Here is a 525-nt window from a genome sequence, read left to right as displayed (position 1 = left end):
ATTTATGCCATAGGAGAAATTATTCTGGTAGTGATTGGTATTTTAATTGCTCTTCAGATAAATAATTGGAATAATGATAATATCGAGCGTGAACTTGAATTGAATATGTTAAGCGAAATTCTAACTAATCTTGAAAAGGACGTTTTTAACTTTAATTCAAAGATTACAATTAACGAGAAAGCAATAAAAAATAATTCGGCAGTATTGGAACATTTAATTCTAAAAACCCCTTTGACAGATACATTAAGATTTTATTATGCGAGATTGACAGGGCGAGGAACATTTGAACCGATAACTGTCGCCTATGAAAATTTGAAATCTAAGGGAATAAATATCATCCGAAATGACTCGCTTAGAATTTCTATTTCTGAATTATATGATTTCAAGTATTTCTACGTCACTGAAGATTTACGAATGGACTACGAGCCTATAAAAGATTTTCATATGAGTGAGATATATAAAAATGTAAAAACGATTCTTGAAACAAACGATAACAGAGTAGCTGAACCAGTGAATCTTTCGGAT

General features: G+C 30.5%; 1 protein-coding gene. It reads left to right on the top strand.

The features are described from left to right. A partial coding sequence (locus tag IU405_RS01985) for a DUF6090 family protein (protein WP_197436938.1) occupies positions 1–525 on the top strand: 525 nt, incomplete at both ends.

This window comes from Polaribacter sp. BAL334 (assembly GCF_015767435.1).
Taxonomy (GTDB): Bacteria; Bacteroidota; Bacteroidia; order Flavobacteriales; family Flavobacteriaceae; genus Polaribacter.
Note: the sequence above shows the minus strand (reverse complement) of the source record. Positions and strands in the feature narration are given on the sequence as shown.